Origin of the sequence: Cecembia calidifontis, from assembly GCF_004216715.1 — a bacterium.
Taxonomy (GTDB): domain Bacteria; phylum Bacteroidota; class Bacteroidia; order Cytophagales; family Cyclobacteriaceae; genus Cecembia_A; species Cecembia_A calidifontis.
Window position 1 is genome coordinate 201407 of record NZ_SGXG01000001.1, and the last position, 15250, is coordinate 216656.

At 43.6% G+C, this 15250-nt stretch carries 13 protein-coding genes; 1 reads left to right on the forward strand and 12 read right to left on the reverse strand.

Going from position 1 to position 15250, the window contains the following annotated elements; translation table 11 throughout:
• Positions 1-6: 6 nt before the first annotated feature.
• From BC751_RS00890 to mraZ, 11 genes are read right to left on the reverse strand one after another with little or no spacing between them, the layout of a single operon-like run.
• Positions 7-762 (reverse strand): cell division protein FtsQ/DivIB, encoded by a 756-nt coding sequence (locus BC751_RS00890; protein ID WP_130273895.1) that lies wholly within the window; start codon positions 760-762, stop codon positions 7-9.
• Positions 746-2149: a UDP-N-acetylmuramate--L-alanine ligase gene (murC, locus tag BC751_RS00895; RefSeq protein ID WP_130273896.1), complete on the reverse strand. Its 1404-nt coding sequence runs from the start codon at positions 2147-2149 to the stop codon at positions 746-748. Before murC ends, BC751_RS00890 begins: the two co-directional genes overlap by 17 nt.
• Positions 2146-3258 carry an undecaprenyldiphospho-muramoylpentapeptide beta-N-acetylglucosaminyltransferase gene (gene murG, locus BC751_RS00900; RefSeq protein ID WP_130273897.1) on the reverse strand — a complete coding sequence of 371 codons (1113 nt, stop codon included), beginning with the start codon at positions 3256-3258 and terminating at the stop codon, positions 2146-2148. The genes murC and murG overlap by 4 nt, the downstream gene beginning before the upstream one ends.
• A gap of 3 nt (positions 3259-3261) precedes the next feature.
• Positions 3262-4431 (reverse strand): FtsW/RodA/SpoVE family cell cycle protein, encoded by a 1170-nt coding sequence (locus tag BC751_RS00905; RefSeq protein ID WP_423191590.1) that lies wholly within the window; start codon positions 4429-4431, stop codon positions 3262-3264.
• Positions 4431-5783: a UDP-N-acetylmuramoyl-L-alanine--D-glutamate ligase gene (gene murD / locus BC751_RS00910; RefSeq protein WP_130273899.1), complete on the reverse strand. Its 1353-nt coding sequence runs from the start codon at positions 5781-5783 to the stop codon at positions 4431-4433. The genes BC751_RS00905 and murD overlap by 1 nt, the downstream gene beginning before the upstream one ends.
• The gene (mraY, locus tag BC751_RS00915; RefSeq protein WP_130273900.1) at positions 5784-6995 is read right to left on the reverse strand and encodes a phospho-N-acetylmuramoyl-pentapeptide-transferase; all 1212 of its coding nucleotides are present in this window, start codon (positions 6993-6995) and stop codon (positions 5784-5786) included.
• Positions 6996-6998: 3 nt separating this feature from the next.
• Positions 6999-8462 carry a UDP-N-acetylmuramoyl-L-alanyl-D-glutamate--2,6-diaminopimelate ligase gene (locus tag BC751_RS00920; protein WP_130273901.1) on the reverse strand — a complete coding sequence of 488 codons (1464 nt, stop codon included), beginning with the start codon at positions 8460-8462 and terminating at the stop codon, positions 6999-7001.
• Positions 8463-10571, reverse strand: coding sequence for a penicillin-binding protein (locus BC751_RS00925; protein ID WP_130273902.1), 2109 nt, complete (start codon positions 10569-10571; stop codon positions 8463-8465).
• Positions 10568-10948: an FtsL-like putative cell division protein gene (locus tag BC751_RS00930; protein ID WP_130273903.1), complete on the reverse strand. Its 381-nt coding sequence runs from the start codon at positions 10946-10948 to the stop codon at positions 10568-10570. The genes BC751_RS00925 and BC751_RS00930 overlap by 4 nt, the downstream gene beginning before the upstream one ends.
• 1 nt (position 10949) lies before the next feature.
• Entirely contained in the window at positions 10950-11855 is a 906-nt protein-coding gene (gene rsmH / locus BC751_RS00935) for a 16S rRNA (cytosine(1402)-N(4))-methyltransferase RsmH (RefSeq protein ID WP_130273904.1), read from the reverse strand.
• Between the two features lie 3 nt (positions 11856-11858).
• The gene (mraZ, locus tag BC751_RS00940; protein WP_130273905.1) at positions 11859-12299 is read right to left on the reverse strand and encodes a division/cell wall cluster transcriptional repressor MraZ; all 441 of its coding nucleotides are present in this window, start codon (positions 12297-12299) and stop codon (positions 11859-11861) included.
• A 471-nt stretch (positions 12300-12770) separates the two neighbouring features.
• On the opposite strand from mraZ, the gene BC751_RS00945 reads away from it, so the two are divergent.
• The gene (locus BC751_RS00945; protein ID WP_130273906.1) at positions 12771-14009 is read left to right on the forward strand and encodes a TlpA disulfide reductase family protein; all 1239 of its coding nucleotides are present in this window, start codon (positions 12771-12773) and stop codon (positions 14007-14009) included.
• Positions 14010-14140: 131 nt separating this feature from the next.
• On the opposite strand, the gene BC751_RS00950 is transcribed toward BC751_RS00945, so the two are convergent.
• Positions 14141-15115, reverse strand: coding sequence for a polyprenyl synthetase family protein (locus tag BC751_RS00950; protein ID WP_130273907.1), 975 nt, complete (start codon positions 15113-15115; stop codon positions 14141-14143).
• Positions 15116-15250: the final 135 nt, after the last annotated feature.

Consider the following 15250-nt stretch of genomic DNA (forward strand, 5'->3'; position numbering starts at 1 on the left):
CATCAATTATTCACAAACAATCTGGCCTTTATATTTTATGTTTACTCTGCTGTATGTATTCCATCCTTTTTTGGGAAGTATTTCCTCATAAAAGAGGTTGATTTTTTTAAATTTCTCCTCTATATCACTGGCATCCCCAAATTCGATCACCTGCTTGCCTACTTGTTGATGGAGTCTAATATCCCCTTTCCTGGGTATTTCCAGTTCTGTGATCTGTGCCCTCCAAAATGGATCCTTGTGGATAAACCGGATCAATTCCATCATTTCGGGAGCATCTTCCTCCAGATTTTGCTTATTCAATAAGCTTTCCGCATAATTTCCATACAGAATCAAGACCCTGGAGGTATATTTACTGGAAGTGGGAAGGATGATTCCCTCTGTGGACACATATCCATCTGCTGCCCTTGGTCTACTGATTCTGGCGACCGGTATGTGCTGTTCAATTTCCACTTTGATATTACCCTTCTGATCAGAGAATACTTCCGCTTTTTTGACAAATGGATGACTTTCCACCTTTCTTTCTATATTGTACAGGTTGATCTCAGCCAGAGCCGTTCCCTGTTCCAAAAGGGGAAATTCAGCCTTCAAAGTCTGGAGGACATCCTTTTCGTCCACGAAATACACATCGCTCACACTTTTTACATATACTTCTACTCCGGCAAGCCTTCTTCCCGCACTTTTCTTCTCGATAAATCCGATGAAAACCACCAGAATCAGCAAGAGCACAAATAACAAAAAGCCTTTTCTAAATCTGATTTTCATGTTGCTTCATCCAGTTTGCAATCGGTTCAACCAATCTATCAATGTCCCCCGCCCCAATAGTGACCAAAACTTCAATTTTGCACTGTTTCAGATAATCCAAAAGCTCCTCTTTTGTCTTTAAGGATTTCTGGGGAGACGTAATGCCCTCCAAAAGCATGGAAGCTGTAACACCCGCTATGGGGAGTTCCCGTGCCGGATAAATTTCCAGCAAAATCACTTCATCGGCCAAGGAAAGACTTTCAGAAAATCCCTTGGCAAAATCCCTAGTCCTGGTAAAAAGATGTGGCTGGAATACCGCCGTCAACTTTTTATCCGGATACATAGCCTTTACAGAACCCAAAAAGGCCCTAATCTCTTCAGGATGATGGGCATAATCATCGATAAATACCCTGTCCTCTTCCTGAATCCAAATTTCAAATCTTCTCTTTACTCCTTTATAGCTGGAAAGACCCTTTTGGATTTCTGAGGCTGTCAGGCCAAAATCCAAAGATATGGAGATGGCTGCCAGGGCATTTTCCACATTGTGAAATCCGGGCATCCTCAATTCCAGTCCATTTATTCTTTGTGATTGACCCACATAATCAAAATGGAAAGTTCCAGGGAATGCTTTTATATTTTCAGCCCTGACTTCACCCTTATCTTTTCCGTAGATAGTGGTTTTCCAAGGGTTGCCTCCAGAAAGTCCCAATTTTTCAAAAGCCTTGTAATGGATATATAACTGGCCTTTTTCAGGGAGCAAGGCTATAAAAGCCCTAAATCCATCCATCATCTTAGAGTCATCTCCGTAAATATCCAAGTGGTCTGGATCGGCACTGGTGAGCACGGCCACATTGGGATGCAGGTGCAAAAATGACCTGTCAAACTCATCTGCCTCTACCACTACTGTGGCTTCCCCACCTTCCTCATCATGAAGGATCAGGTTATTGTTATAGTTTTGGGTCAATCCGCCCAAAAATGCCGCAATGTTCTTTCCGCCTGATTTGAGTAGATGGGCAATCATAGAAGAGGTTGTGGTCTTTCCATGCGTCCCCGCCACTGCAATGGTCGGCATACCGGAGGTAATCAATCCCAAAACCTCGGCCCTCTTTTTCAGATGGAAGCAATTGTCCCTGAAATAATCCAATTGTACAGAATCTTTGGGCATAGCAGGTGTCCATACAATCAGGGTATTGGCTTTATCCTGAAGCACAGTTCCCGGTACAGTTTCCATCTTGTCCACATAGGAAATCTCCATTCCCTCTTTCTCTAACTCAGCAGTAAGAGGAGATGGGGTTCGGTCATAGCCGCTTACTTTGACTCCGATATGGTTAAACCACCTGGCCAAAGCGCTCATCCCGATACCGCCGATACCTAAGAAATGGACACTATGTAAGGACTTTAAATTCATGAGATCAAACTTTCCAATGCCTGAACGATTTCTTTTGCTGCATCCGGCTTGGCTAATTTTTTTATGTTTTTTCCCATTGCTGCAGCTTTGTCAAGATCTGCAAACAAGGGATCTACTGTCTCTTTCAATTTTCCAATGGCCTCAGCGTCTTTGAGCAATATTGCTGCACCCTCATTGACATAGGCCATGGCATTTTTGGTCTGATGGTCTTCCGCCACGTTAGGTGAAGGAATAAAAACCACAGGTTTTCCCACTAAACTCAACTCAGACACCGATAAGGCCCCTGCTCTGGAAACAATCAGGTCTGCCGCTGCATAAGCCAAATCCATCTCCTTGATGAACTCTTTAACATGGATATGTTTCAGGGCAGAGATTTTGACTTTTTCAGCCATATCCTCATAGTAGAATTTCCCACTTTGCCAGAGAAGCTGATATCCATCATCTTCAAAAGCCTTCATTTCTGCCAATACTGACCTATTGATGGTCCTGGCTCCAAGGCTTCCCCCCAAGACAAGTACGGTTTTTCTATCCTTTTCCAATCCAAAATGCGCTAAAGCCTTTTCCCTCTTACCGGAAAGGTCCAGAATATCCTTTCTTACAGGGTTCCCGGTATATTGGATTTTTTCTTTTGGGAAAAACTTCTCCATTCCTGGATAAGCAACACAAATTTTTCCGGCCCTTTTGGCTAACAATTTATTGGTAAGCCCTGCATAAGAATTTTGCTCCTGAATCAAGGTGGGTATCCCTTTTTTCTGGGCTGCATACAAAACCGGACCACTGGCATAACCTCCCACCCCGACGACTGCTACTGGATCAAAAGCCTTTACGATTTCTCTTGCCATCCTAAGACTTTTTAAAAGCTTGAATGGAAAACTGAGATTGGAAAGGCTTAGACTTCTCTGTAAACCTGCCACTGGCAACCCTTTAATTTCATATCCTGCTTCTGGAACTTTGGCCATTTCCATTTTTCCTTCCGCACCGACAAACAGGATCTCAGCATCAGGATGTGCCTCCTTCCAGGCATTGGCGATGGCTATGGCCGGATAGATATGTCCACCGGTTCCTCCGCCGCTGATGATGATTCGATATGTCCTGTTGTTCTCCTTCACTTCTTAGGCAGTTTGGAATGCTTTCCTTGGTCTGTTTTCTTCTCCTGAGCCTTCCATGGAGTCACTGTGATCTCCTCTGGACACACTCAAAATAATTCCTACTGAGAATCCGGTAAATACCAGAGATGTACCCCCCATACTCAACAAAGGCAATGGAAGTCCAGTAATCGGACCCAGGCCTACGGCTACAGCCATGTTCACCATGGCTTGCAAGACCAGGGCAAAACTTAGCCCTGCTGACAGCAAACCACCAAATGGTTTGGTGGAATTGGCCACGATCCGCATACCTCTATAAAGCAGCGCCAGGTAAAGGAATAGCACGGTAGCTCCTCCGATCAAGCCATATTCTTCAATGATTATGGCATAAATAAAGTCCGAATAAGGGTGGGGCAAGGTATTGCGCTGCTCCGACTTACCGGGTCCTTTGCCTGCAATTCCTCCTGTGGAGATGGCTATGAAAGATTGCTCGGCCTGGAATGGGATTTCATCAGCTGAAGCAAATTTCTCAATCCTTGAGAAGAAGGTTCCTCCCCTTTGTCCTAAAAATACCGAAGCTGACAGGAACACAAAACCCACCAATATAACCGCCATAATGAACTTAGCAGGCACCCTGCCAATGAACATGAGCAGCAGGCAAGTGGAGAACAAGAGAAGGGCGGTTGACATGTTGGCAAAACCGATCAACATGGTGATCAGCCCTATTACCACAATCATAGGTAAAAACGCCTTCTTGAAGTCCCCGATATTCCTCTGCTTCTTGGCCAAAAGACTTGCCAATGTGGCTATCAGGGCCAACTTGGCAATATCCGAAGGTTGGAAAGCCTTGTTGATCCCCGGAATGGTCAACCAACGGTTGGCATCATTGACTGTAGATCCAAAGGCATAGGTAAAGATCAACAAGGGTACAGAAACCAAAAGCAGGAACTTTCCGATAAGTCCATAATATTTATAAGGTATTTTATGGGCAACCCACATAACTACCAAACCCATAAATACCATCATAGAATGGTCAAGCAGGTACTTCTCGGTATTTCCTCCGGTCTTTTTATATGCCAAAGAGCCTGTAGCAGAATATACCACCAGAATGCTGATGATCGCCAAAAGGATCACGATTCCCCAAATGATAGGGTCTCCTTTCAGGTTTCTGTCAATCCATTGTTTGAATGATGCCATCATACTGCTGATAATTTCAATTGGTTCACTGCTGCCTTAAACTGTTCACCTCTGTCTTCATAATTTTTGAAAAGGTCAAAGCTGGCACATGCCGGTGAGAGCAATACCACATCTCCTTCTTTCCCATAATCCAGCCCCCATCTTACCGCTTCAGCGATATTTTGGGTCTCTTTGATTTCAGGAATGATTCCTGAGAATGCTGACTTGAGTTTTTCATTGTCCACTCCAAGGCAGATCAGCATTTTGACTTTATCCCTTACCAAAGGATAAAGAACAGTATAGTCATTTCCTTTATCTACCCCTCCTGCAATCCAGATCAGGGGCTGATTATAACTTTCCAGAGCATAAAAGGTAGCATCCACATTGGTACCCTTACTGTCATTGACGAAGCTGATCCCATACAAATTTGCCACCGGTTCCATGCGATGGGCGGCATTCTGAAAATCCTTCAGACCCGCTTTGATGGCTTTTTCATCTACACCTGCCAACAACGCTCCTATTACCGCCATCATACTGTTCAGCATGTTGTGCTTGCCTTTGAGGATAATCTCCTCTGTGGGAATTTCCAATTGCTTGCCGCCTATCTTAATATTCAGTTTTGAACCGTCAAAATATGCCCCCTTAGTCTGAATCTCCTTTAGGGAAACAGGATAAGCCTCTGCTTTTACCTGCCTCAATCCAAAACCTTTATTGCTCAATTCGTCCTCTGCATAAAATATGGCAGCCTGATCCACATCCATGTTTTTGAAAAGAGACATTTTGGAGCGGATGTAATTGTCAACCTGGTAGTCATATCTGTCCAAATGGTCCGGTGTAATGTTCGTCAACATGGCAATGGCCGGTTTGAACTCCCTAAATCCATCAATTTGAAAGCTACTGGTTTCAATGACCCACCAGTCACGGTCTCCTTCGACAAGTTGCCCTGCCCAGCTTTGGCCTACATTTCCTGCCAGTCCCACATTCAGTCCTCCCTTTGTCAGCAGATGGTAGGTAAGCAAAGTAGTCGTCGTCTTTCCGTTTGTCCCGGTAATAGCGATTACTTTGCCCTTGGAGTAGCGGTAGGCGAATTCCAGTTCATCGATCACCGGAATACCCTTTTCAAGTGCTTCCTTCACTAATGGGGCTTTGTAAGGAATGCCGGGACTTTTGATGATTTCATCAGAATCAAGGATCTTAGCCACAGTGTGCATGCCTTCCTCGTAGGCGATGCCGAATTTTTCAAGAATTTCTTTTCTGGAAGCACTTATTGCTCCCATATCCGATACCCATACGGCATAGCCCTTCTGTCTGGCCAGTAAAGCTGCCCCGATACCGCTTTCTCCTGCTCCCAATATGGATATCTTCCTGTTCATTTATCTTAATTTCAATGTGGCCAAGGTGATGATTGCCAATAGAATCCCCACAATCCAGAACCTGGTCACGATCTTGGCTTCATGTATATTCTTTTTCTGATAATGGTGATGCAATGGAGACATAAGGAAAATTCTTCTTCCTTCTCCATATTTTCTCTTCGTGTATTTGAAATAGCTCACCTGCATGATCACTGAAAGGTTTTCGATGACGAATATCCCGCACAGAACAGGCAGCAAGAGCTCTTTTCTCAAAGCAAGTGAAAGTACAGCGATGACACCGCCCAGCATCAAACTGCCCGTATCCCCCATGAATACCTGGGCAGGGTAGGCATTGTACCAAAGGAATCCCACACAGGCACCGACAAATGCTGAGCAAAAAATCACAAGCTCAGCAGAGTTCGGAATGAAGAACACATTCAAATACTGTGAAAAAATGGCATTACCCGAAATGTAGGCAAATATGGCAATGGTCAGGCCAATAATGGCCGAAGTGCCTGCAGCCAATCCGTCAATACCATCTGTGATATTCGCTCCATTTGATATAGCCGTAATGATGAAAATCACAAAAAGGATATACAGCACGGGGGTAAAATCCTCTCCAAGGAAGCCAAAGAAGTTTTCGTAATTAAGTTCATTGTTTTTAAGGAAAGGAATGGTGGTTTTTGCCACTTTCACATCTTTGTAAGCGGGAGTTTCAACCACACCTTCCTCAATAGAAATTGGATTGGTAAATTCCCTTACGACCACTCCCTCATGGAAGTAAAGCGTAGCCCCTACAATAATCCCAACCGTAACCTGACCAACAATTTTGAACCTTCCGGCAAGACCTTCTTTGTTCTTCCTAAATACTTTGATATAGTCATCCAAAAAGCCTATGCCTCCCAACCAAACTGTAGTGATCAGCAAAAGAATGATGTACACATTATTGACATTGGCAAAAAGCAGGGTAGGAACAATGATTCCAGCAATCATCATCAGTCCCCCCATGGTAGGGGTACCTTTTTTCTCTGCCTGACCTGCCAGACCCAAATCCCTGACAGTTTCACCAATCTGCTTTTTCCTGATCCACTCAATAATATTCTTTCCAAAGGTAATGGTGATGATCAGTGACAGCAGTGCTGCCATACCTGCCCTAAAGGAGATATACCTGAAAACCCCCGTACCCGGGATATCCAAAACTTTGTCCAAATATTCAAAAATCGGATATAACATATATTAATTCTTATTCAGCAGATTGAGTACTTCTTTTACTACTTCCCTGTCATCGAAGGGATACTTGACCCCTTTGATTTCCTGATAGGTTTCATGGCCTTTGCCGGCGATGAGTATAATGTCTCCTTTTTTGGCCAGGATTCCGGCAGTTTTGATGGCCTCCCTCCTGTCTTCGATAATCATGGTCTTTTTAAAATCCACGGGATTAATACCGGCCTCCATTTCACGGAGTATTGCCATAGGTTCTTCGTCCCTGGGATTATCGGAGGTTAATATCACCTTGTCACTGAATTGCGTGGCAATTTTTGCCATGATCGGACGCTTCGTCCTGTCCCTGTTGCCACCGCATCCTACTACAGTGATGACCTGTTCCCCTCCGGTCCTTACTCCTTGAATGGTCTTCAGGACATTCTCCAGTGCATCTGGTGTATGGGCATAATCCACAATAGCAGTGATTCCGTACATGGAAATCCTATCAAATCTTCCCTGAGCCCCTTTGACTTTTGACAATTGCATGAGGACCTCTTCTTCATCCTCTCCCAGAAGCACAGCCACCCCAAATACTGCCAGGAGATTATAAGCATTGAATTCGCCGATCATCCTGAACCAGATCTGTTTGTTGTTGATATCAAGCTCTAAGCCTTCAATCGTGTTGGAAAGCACTTTGGCTTTGAAATCGGCAGGATATTTAAGGGCATAAGTCTGTTTGGTGGCCCTGCAATTTTGCAACATTACCAAAGCCCTCTTATCATCTGCATTGACCAAGGCAAAGGCATCTTTGGGAAGTTCATCGAACAATTTCTTTTTGGCATTGATATATGCATCAAAAGTGCTGTGGTAATCCAAGTGATCATGGCTGATGTTGGTAAAAACAGCTCCAGCCAAATGAAGTCCTGCCATTCTTTCCTGAACAATGGCATGTGAGGAAGCCTCCATAAATGCATGGGTACAGCCAGCCTCCACCATTTGTTTCAATAGGGACTGAAGGGCAATGGCATCCGGAGTAGTATGGGTAGCGGGGATTACAGTGTCGTTGATTTTGTTTTCGACTGTCGAAACCAATCCCACATTATATCCCATCTCCCTGAACAACTGATAAAGAAGCGTAACGGTGCTGGTTTTACCATTGGTACCAGTCACCGCTACCAGCTTCATCTTCTCAGATGGATTTTCAAAGTAATTGGCCGCCATGACACCCAAAGCTCTGGAAGAATCAACGACCTGTACATAGGTCACATGCTCCAGAAGCTGATCCGGAAGGGTTTCACAGACAATACTTTTTGCCCCTTTTTCCAAAGCGGCAGCAATAAAATCATGGCCATCAACCTGGGTACCTCTCACGGCTATGAAAACGGATCCCGCTTGGACTTTGCGGCTGTCAAAGACAAGATCTTTCACTTCCACATCCATATCACCTATGGTGGAGGTCAAAGAAACTTTATACAATATGTCTTTTAATGCCTTCATTTATCCTAAAACCAAGTTGATTACATAATTCTGCTGGACCGGTGTCCCTGGGCTTATGGATTGGTTTTTCACCCTTCCTTTGCCCTGATACACCACTCTTAGCCCTTTATTTTCGAGCACATACAAGGCATCCCTCAAAGGCAGCCCACTTACATCAGGCACAGTCGGACTTTCGGTAGGATTGGATTTCCATTGTATGGATTTCACCTGCGGTACAGACTTCACCCAATTTTCCCCTTGCCCGTTATAATGATTGGATATCCCAAACTTGTTGCAGATCAATTGTAACTCATCCACTTTACCGGCCTGAATGAAGGGGAATTCATTACCCCCCTGGGCCATATAGGTAGTAGGGGACGTTTTTTTGTTCAATTTCAGATCCTGCGCAAAAATCTTATCTGCAATCTCCTTGAAAACCGGTGCGGACACATCTCCTCCGTAAGCATTGAATCCTTTGGGACTGTCAATCACTACAATCGCACTGTATTTTGGCTTATCAGCAGGAAAATATCCCGCAAAGGAGGTGTAATACCTTTGTGTATACCTACCATCGATTAATTTCTGGGCCGTTCCGGTTTTGCCGGCAATCCTGTACTCAGGCGTATAGATATTTTTAGCAGTCCCATTTTTCACTACACCCTCCAATAATTCCTGTAAAGCCTTGATGGTTTTGTCTGAAGCAATGGATTTTTTGATTACCTCAGTCTGATATTTTTTCTCCACAGCATTTCCTTTGGCAATGGCCTGCACAATCATGGGTTTAACCATTTTGCCATTATTGGCCACGGCATTGTAGAGGGTCAAAGTATGCAAAGGGGTCAATTTGGATTCATAACCGATTGACATCCATGGCAGGGTAGTTCCGTACCAGTATTTCTCACCCGGTTTTTTGAAATAGGGAGCGCCTTCTCCTCTCAACTGGAATCCAAGGGGTTGATCGAGTCCCACTTTCTCTACATACGCCATAAATTTGGATGGACTGTGGCCAAAATGCTGGTCCACCAATTTGGATATGGCCACATTGGAGGATTTTTCAAAAGCTTCTTGAATGGTTATCTTGCCATACCCGCCCTGTTTCACATCCCTCATCGTCCGATCATAGAAGCGGAAAGTACCATCTCCTGTATCCACGATATCATTGAGACTTATTTTACCCTCTTCCAATAATGCCATGATGCTCAGGAGCTTGAAGGTGGACCCAGGCTCAGTAAGCCCCTGATCTCCAATGGCGAAATTGTAATTTTCACCATAACCGAAGCCATTCTTATTTTTCTGTAGGTTGGCAATGGCTTTGATATGCCCGGTCTCCACTTCCATGACGATCACGCAGCCAAATTCCGCATCCTTGTTCATCAATTGCCGCAGTAAGGCTGATTCTGCCACATCTTGAATATTGACATCCAAAGTGGTGAAAATATCATAGCCATCATCCGGCTTGACATCTTCTGCATCAAATACAGGCTTCCAGGAACCTCCGGCGATTCTTTGGAAAAGTGCCCTGCCATTCTTTCCTTCCAAGTATTCATTGAAGCTGTATTCAATACCTACCCCATATTTGTCCTCATTAAGAAAACCAACCGTTCTGCTGGCCAGGTTATTGAATGGACGATACCGTTTTTCCACCTTCTCGAAAATGACCCCTCCTCCATTTCTTCCATTCCTGAAAATAGGCCAATGGGACATTTTCTGCATATCCTGGTAACCGATCTGCTTCCTGTTCAGGATCAGGTACCTCTTTCCTGTGGCCCTGGCATCTGCAATCATCCTCTTGTAAGAATCTGCTGATCTATCTCTGTAGTAAGAAGAAAGTAAAAATGCCAGGGAATCTATTCCTGCCCTATAAACTTCTTCTTTGGCCACTACAGGATCTATCACTACCCTATAAAAAGGAAGACTGGTAGCCAATAAACTCCCATCCGCAGCATAGATATTGCCACGGGTCGCACTGACCTGTCTGTATTGGAAGTTGATGGATTCGGATTTTGCCGCCCATTTCTCGCCTTCCACAAACTGCAAATGGACAATCTTATAGAAGATTGCCCCCGCGATCAAGGCGACTGCCATAAAGGCAATCCTTACCCTCAGTACTATGGAACGTTTGATATTCACTTTTTGGCTTTGATCTTTACTGGCGGTTCACTGATTTCCACTATTCCCAAAGGCGCAATTTTTTTAGCCACCTCAGATTGCTTACTGCTGAGCATATATTCTGCTTCCAAGGTGGTAACGTCTGCCCTCAAATCTTCCACTTCACGCTGCATCACCTCAATTTTTCTGATCAGGTTTTCGGCCCTGTGGTTACTCCATATATATATGAGTGCCAATAAGGCCACATAAAGGAAAGGTGGCACAAACTTCACCGGTATTCCCTCGCCCAGGATACCAGTTACGTTGAGCTTTTCTTCAATCAGGGTAAAGATGTTCTTCCTGCTTCCCTTGGAGGAAGTTCCCTGCTGCATCTTTTTCCTAAATGTATTTTCCCTCATCTTAAAGTTTTTTCGCTATTCTCAATTTTGCACTTCTTGCTCTACTATTCGCTTTGATTTCCTCTGCATCTGCAGTGATGGCCTTTCTGTTTACCGGCTCCAGAGGCCTGATCAAATTCCCATAAAAGTCTTTTTCAACTTCTCCCTGAAACTTGCCCTTGTTGATGAAATTTTTAACCAGCCTGTCCTCCAAAGAGTGATAACTCATGATGACCAACCTTCCTCCGGGCTTCAGAACTTCCACAGCTTGCAAGAGCATTTCCTCTAAGGCCCCCATCTCATCATTGACTTCAATTCTCAAGGCCTGAAATACCTGTGCATAGTATTTGAATTCCTTTCCTCTCGGAGCAAATTTCTGAAGAAGCCTTTTGAAGCTCTCTGTAGTCGTAAATGGCTGAAGCGCCCTCTCCGCTACCACCGCCTGCGCCAAGGTTTTGGCATTTTTGATCTCACCATAGATGCCAAAGATTTTATGCAGCCGACCCTCTTCATAAGTATTAAGCACCTCTTTCGCCCTGAGGCCACCTGTCTGGCTCATCCTCATATCCAAATCACCTTCAAATCTTGTGGAAAAACCCCTTGTGGGTTCATCAATCTGATGGGAGGAAACCCCCAAATCTGCCAAAATCCCATTCACCTGGGTCACCCCGTACAGTCTAAGGTATTTTTTAAAATCCCGAAAGTTAGCCCGTACAAAAGTAAACCTTGGGTCATCCGGCACATTGGCCTCTGCATCTACATCCTGATCAAAGCCATACAAATGACCTTCCTTTAAATGCTTCAGGATTTCCCTGGAATGTCCACCACCACCAAAAGTCAGGTCGACATAGATACCTTTTGGGTCAATAGCCAGTCCTTCAATGCAAGGGGCTAGCATCACTGGAATATGGTAGTTATGAGCTGTCATGGGTTATGAGAGGTATTTATCCATCAACTTTGACAGCTCAGCCTGATCGGCGACAATGTTTTGACGGTATTTTTCAGGACTCCATATTTCAACAAAACCACCGACGCCGATGAGAATCACATCTTTGTCGATTCCTGCCCATGTCATAAAAGTTTTGGGAATCAAAAAACGTCCTGCATTATCCAGTTCCACCTCAGTCATGCTCTCAAAAAAGCTTCGTTTGATAAGCCTTTGTACCGGATCACGGTCCGAAAGAGAACTGATCTGGTGTAAAAGTTTCTTAAACTCAACCTGGGTGTACAACGCAAGACAGCCATCGTCTCCCTGACGGAGAATGAGTTCGTTGCCATTGGATTCCGGAATTGCCGCCTTGATCTTGGCAGGCAAAGCCAGACGCCCTTTGGCATCTACTTTACATTCATACCGACTGTTGAACATTCCCATGGGCTTATCTTGAGTTTGCTTTAAACACAAAAGTAAGAAAAGGTTTCACACGATCCACCACTTTTTCCCACTTTTCTCCACTTTTTTATAAAACTATCCAAAAGTTTGAGTTTTCACAACTTTTTTCAAAAAAAATCACATAATTTTTCCTTGAATTTCAGTTCGTTGCGAACGGCAATAATCTTTTTAAAAAACGCTCAAATTTCATCAAAAAGGGGATTTTCGACCAAAATTCAAGGTTGTGACCTTAAAGCTTTTGAAAGAACCCCGGAAATTATGGAGCAAAGTGGGAGAAATTCCCAAAATTTCTCTCTCAAAAAGCCAAAAACCAGGGAATCAGCACTCCCCGACCTACCATTGATCATTTTTTTTAAGCATTTTGGTCAAATCTTGAAGGAGAATTCGTTTTACCCTACCATATTTGTGGAGATTTATTCAAAACCATACAGCCCGAGCACAAGCTATCACCTTATGTTACAGAAAAAAATTAGATGGATCCTATTATCCTCCCTTACCTTGAACCTATTTTCTTGTGTCAAAGAGCAGAAAACTGCGTTTGACCTATCAGGTCTTTATCGGGCAAGTATTGAAATCACCACTGATGAAGTCCCTTTTTTCCTCAACCTGAAAAAAAGTGGGGAAAAGTGGGCGGCAGAAATTCTCAATGGTGATGAAGTTTTAAATTATGATGAAGTATATGTTGAGGGAGATTCTATCAGGATTGTGATGGGAATATTTGACGCAGAGATCAAAGCTAAAATGATGGAAAACGGGACTCTGCATGGAGTGTTTGTAAAGAATTTTTCCTCAGGATATAGCATCCCTTTCTTTGCAGAGAAAGGGGAACTGCCCCGGTTCCCAACTACTCAAACACCTGAATTTGATTTTAGTGGAAAATGGAAGACGGTATTCGATGACGGAAACGGTAAGTCCTACGAGGCTATTGCCTTATTTGAGCAAAAAGGCAATAAATTAACAGGCACCTTTCTGACCAAGCTAGGAGATTACAGGTTTTTGGAAGGAAACGTGGAAGGGAACATGTTTTATCTCAGCGCTTTTGATGGAAGTCATGTGTATTATTTTGAAGGCAGGGCAGAAAACAATGGCAGCATCAGCGGAAAATTCAGAAGCGGCCCAAAATACCAGGAAACATTTGTTGCTGAAAGAAACGAAACTTTTGAGCTTCCTGATGCCTATTCCATGAATTACCTGAAAGAAGGATTCGACAAATTCACCTTCACCTTCCCTGATGTGGATGGCAAAATGGTCTCATTGGAAGATGAGCAATTCAAAAACAAAGTAGTACTGGTCCAGCTTTTTGGAACATGGTGCCCTAATTGCATGGATGAAACCAAGTTTTTGGCAGAGTGGTACAAAAAAAACAAATCAAAGGGAGTTGAGATTATTGCTTTGGCATTTGAAACCAAAGCAGATTTTGATTATGCCAGTGAAAGAGTTAGAAAAACCAAGGAGCGGATGGGGGCTGAGTACACCTTTTTGATTGCAGGAGAAAGCAATAAAGAAAAAGCTTTAGAAGCTCTACCTGCCCTGAATCAAATAATTGCTTTTCCAACACTGATCTATCTGGATAAGTCCGGTCAAGTGAAAAAAATCCATACAGGTTTTAATGGTCCTGGCACAGGAGGGCATTACCACCGTTGGGTAGAAGAACATGAAAATCTGATAAAAGAACTATTGCTTGAGCCGTAAGAACCTTGAGGATAAAAAAAGGCTGTATCGTTTTTGAAACAGCCTTTTTTATATGGATAGGGCTTAAACCAATTCAGCATGGCCAAACCCATTGTTAATAATACTACCCTAATTCGCTTACAATATGGATGTCATTTCTTCCTTTCAATGGTAAACCGCACCAGACCTTCCAATGAGGTTTTGTAGTCAGAGGCAGGAAAGGATTTCAACAAATCCAATGCTTCCTCCAAGAACCTGTTCATCACGCCTGTGGCATAATTCAATCCACCTGATTTTTTGACAAATGCTATTACTTCATTAACAGCTTTCTTATCCTCATTTTTGTTTCGGATAAGGTAAATGATTTTTCTTTTTTCCAGCCAAGAGGCATTGTTCAGAGCATAGATCAAAGGCAATGTCATCTTCTTTTCTTTGATATCAATGCCAAGCGGTTTGCCTATTTCGTCCTCCCCGTAATCGAAAAGGTCATCTTTGATCTGAAAAGCCATGCCAACCTTCTCGCCAAAGATCCTCATTTGCTCGATCATTTCCTGACTTGCCCCAGAAGTGGCAGCACCTACTGCACAGCAGGACGCAATCAGGCTGGCTGTTTTTTGTCGGATGATGGTGTAATAAACATCCTCAGTAATATCCAATTTCCTGGCTTTGGCTATCTGCAACAATTCTCCCTCGGACATTTCCCTTACCGCATTGGAAACAATCTTAAGCAAATCAAAATCATTGTTGTCCACGCTGAGCAATAAGCCTCTTGAAAGCAGATAATCCCCAACCAAGACCGCTATTTTGTTTTTCCAGAGGGCATTGACCGAAAAAAAGCCCCTCCTGTAATTGGCATCATCTACCACATCATCATGGACAAGCGTGGCCGTATGCAGAAGTTCAATCAGTGCTGCCCCCCTGTAAGAAGCTTCCGTTATTCCTCCACTCACCCCGGCTGTCAGAAAAACAAACATAGGCCGCATCTGCTTGCCTTTTCTTCTGACAATATAATTGGTGATATGATCGAGAAGCTTGACCTTACTTTTCATAAAGTCACGGAATTTCTTCTCGAATTCCTCCATTTCGGTTTGTATGGGGGCTTGTATCTGTTTAAGGTCGGGCTTCATAGAACAATTCGCGTACAATAATACGATGGAATCAGGCTTGGACAAAACCCAACCATCAATTATTCAACATTCAAACCGCGAAACGGCCCCAATCGTTTATGATTTGAGCAATAAATTGAAACACATTTAGGCCTA

What these genes read in the sequence shown, in the direction of transcription:
- BC751_RS00890 (WP_130273895.1), bottom strand. Translation starts at nt 762, where the DNA reads ATGAAAATCAGATTTAGAAAAGGCTTTTTGTTATTTGTGCTCTTGCTG.
- murC (WP_130273896.1), bottom strand. Translation starts at nt 2,149, where the DNA reads ATGAATTTAAAGTCCTTACATAGTGTCCATTTCTTAGGTATCGGCGGT.
- BC751_RS00905 (WP_423191590.1), bottom strand. Translation starts at nt 4,431, where the DNA reads ATGGCATCATTCAAACAATGGATTGACAGAAACCTGAAAGGAGACCCT.
- murD (WP_130273899.1), bottom strand. Translation starts at nt 5,783, where the DNA reads ATGAACAGGAAGATATCCATATTGGGAGCAGGAGAAAGCGGTATCGGG.
- mraY (WP_130273900.1), bottom strand. Translation starts at nt 6,995, where the DNA reads ATGTTATATCCGATTTTTGAATATTTGGACAAAGTTTTGGATATCCCG.
- BC751_RS00920 (WP_130273901.1), bottom strand. Translation starts at nt 8,462, where the DNA reads ATGAAGGCATTAAAAGACATATTGTATAAAGTTTCTTTGACCTCCACC.
- BC751_RS00930 (WP_130273903.1), bottom strand. Translation starts at nt 10,948, where the DNA reads ATGAGGGAAAATACATTTAGGAAAAAGATGCAGCAGGGAACTTCCTCC.
- rsmH (WP_130273904.1), bottom strand. Translation starts at nt 11,855, where the DNA reads ATGACAGCTCATAACTACCATATTCCAGTGATGCTAGCCCCTTGCATT.
- mraZ (WP_130273905.1), bottom strand. Translation starts at nt 12,299, where the DNA reads ATGGGAATGTTCAACAGTCGGTATGAATGTAAAGTAGATGCCAAAGGG.
- BC751_RS00945 (WP_130273906.1), top strand. Translation starts at nt 12,771, where the DNA reads ATGTTACAGAAAAAAATTAGATGGATCCTATTATCCTCCCTTACCTTG.
- BC751_RS00950 (WP_130273907.1), bottom strand. Translation starts at nt 15,115, where the DNA reads ATGAAGCCCGACCTTAAACAGATACAAGCCCCCATACAAACCGAAATG.